Below are 2218 nucleotides of genomic sequence, written 5' to 3' on the forward strand. Positions count from 1 at the left end.
TAATTTATGCATCGTCTAACATCAAACTGTAATAACTTTATTTTTCACTCTATCACTCCTAAATCATATTTAAGTTTGTAAATTTTAGTTTACCTACTCTTGTGTTTTAAGAACATTCATAACTTTTTCAATCATATTGTCGTAAAATGTTTCGAATAAATCTTGCAATACAATCTCTTTGTCATTTAAGTCTGTTGAACTCATTTCATCCCAATCACCCAATCCACCTATTTTTTCAATTGATTCGTTAAATGTTTCGTGGACTACTTCTTGTGTGTTCGCATATTCACAACCCCTACTTAAAATATCTCCTATTTCTTCTAATGTTTTTTTGCTCAATTTAGCCATACTTTCTCCTTCTCAAAATCCTAATTACCCCAATTAACTTTGTCTCATTTTTAATTAAAATACATATATTGAATATATAACCGTTAATCTAACTATTCAAATCATCTAGAGTAAGGCTTATGATACTTTTTAGCCTTACTCTTTTTAGCCAAATAAACACATATTCTCAATAATCGTTACCATATCTATATGGAGTCACACTTCATTAATCTATCTACTCGTTTTTAAATTATATGGAAAAAACGAAGAATTTACCTGTTCGACTGTAATTAATGTATAGGGATCACCAAGAATATTCCTTACTTTAAATAAAATACTTCCCAGCGAATTATAATATAACTCTGGATCCTGCGATTGGATTGGATTTCTTACTGAAGTTATTATAAATCCTCTTTCTGATTCAGTACAATCTACACAGGCAAGTAAACGTTCATCTATTGCAACATTAATATATACAGTCGATTTTTGATACTCTTCAAGTATCGCTTGATTCCAAACTTTTGCGATGTACTCCTTTTCTGGTATTTCCCTCCCTAAGAACGCAATAAGAATTTCATACTTTTCGGTTAAACTCATAATAATTTTCCTTTTTATTTATAATATGAAGTCCTTATATAAACGTTCTACCTACACAAGTACTTAAAAATACCCCTTCCATTTCAAAATCTTAATTAACCCAATCGACTTTGTCACATTTTTTAGTTAGAATGCATATATTAATAATGTGTGGCATTGATCTAACACTTCCAATCATACAGAGTAAGGTTTACGACATTTTAACCTTACTCTTTTTTACACAACTTAACTTTGGAATACTCATTTATTTAAAACTTTGTTCTTGTGTTAAAATGCTATGACAACATTTGCATTCATCCCCCTCTTGTAACTCAATATTATTTTGGTTTATATTGAGTTACAGTTTTATATCAGCATGTTTAATGCCATACCATTTTCACCTCTAAAATATCAATTTTCAAACACACTACAACCATTAACATATCTCATTAAGTTATGATCTACGTGATATGAACCATGCCATTCAGATTTTTTATTCATACACATATTAGATGAAGCTGGTGAAGAATAGCACTTGCTATATTTACAGTCTTTGCACATTCCGTTGTAACTGAAAGAATCATCATTATTTACTATCATTACACCACAATCAATTGCTTCTCTTAATGTCATTCCTCATCCTCCCCAAATATCAATTTTAGTTAAATTTATTTTCTGTAATCACAACTTTTTCAATAGATAATGCAACTAGCTCGTCACTTGGGACAAACATTTCTGGTGAACAAGAATCGTCCAAGTGAATTGAATTATATTTTATATAATTAGGATTTTCTACTCCAACAACTCCTGCATGTACAACCTTAATTCCTATATAGCCATTATCTCTTTTAAAAAATGTTCTCATTGGCAAATCGTCAAACTTTACTTTATCATTCTTTCTTATAATTTCTATCATAACTAATTGCCTCCTAAATCCTAATTTAAAGACTTTATAATAATCTTTTCTAATGTCTTATTACTCCAGTTTCTTTTTGAACTAAATCTTACTTCATTAACCTTGTGCATATATTCCTTTTCAGTCATCTCTGCTAGTTTTTCATTGGAGCAAAGGCATACCTCTGAATATGGTTCACCGCACAAATCAATTAACATGCAATTTCCACAATGCTGATCTAACTCTCCGATTTTCACAGTGCATTCTCCTCCCTAAAATATCAATTTACTCACTTTGAGTAAGTTTCGCTTTAATTTCACTTGGCGATAGTTTCAAATCTTCATATCTACTTAGACATTCCCTTAAATCACACTTTGACCATAACTCCATGTACAACATTGCTATAATCCCTTCTAGTGT

At 30.3% G+C, this 2218-nt stretch carries 5 protein-coding genes; all 5 read right to left on the reverse strand.

The window, feature by feature from the left end:
* Positions 1-93: 93 nt before the first annotated feature.
* Complete coding sequence (locus BUB90_RS22930) at positions 94-348, reverse strand: hypothetical protein (RefSeq protein ID WP_073291992.1); 255 nt, start codon at positions 346-348, stop codon at positions 94-96.
* A gap of 210 nt (positions 349-558) precedes the next feature.
* Positions 559-924 carry a hypothetical protein gene (locus BUB90_RS22935; protein ID WP_073291994.1) on the reverse strand — a complete coding sequence of 122 codons (366 nt, stop codon included), beginning with the start codon at positions 922-924 and terminating at the stop codon, positions 559-561.
* 390 nt (positions 925-1314) lie between these two features.
* Entirely contained in the window at positions 1315-1536 is a 222-nt protein-coding gene (locus BUB90_RS22940) for a hypothetical protein (RefSeq protein ID WP_073291996.1), read from the reverse strand.
* Positions 1537-1561: 25 nt separating this feature from the next.
* Positions 1562-1819 carry a hypothetical protein gene (locus BUB90_RS22945; protein ID WP_073291998.1) on the reverse strand — a complete coding sequence of 86 codons (258 nt, stop codon included), beginning with the start codon at positions 1817-1819 and terminating at the stop codon, positions 1562-1564.
* A gap of 20 nt (positions 1820-1839) precedes the next feature.
* Positions 1840-2055 (reverse strand): hypothetical protein, encoded by a 216-nt coding sequence (locus BUB90_RS22950; RefSeq protein WP_073292001.1) that lies wholly within the window; start codon positions 2053-2055, stop codon positions 1840-1842.
* Positions 2056-2218: the final 163 nt, after the last annotated feature.

The sequence above is a fragment of the Anaerosporobacter mobilis DSM 15930 genome (assembly GCF_900142955.1).
Lineage (GTDB): Bacteria > Bacillota > Clostridia > Lachnospirales > Lachnospiraceae > Anaerosporobacter > Anaerosporobacter mobilis.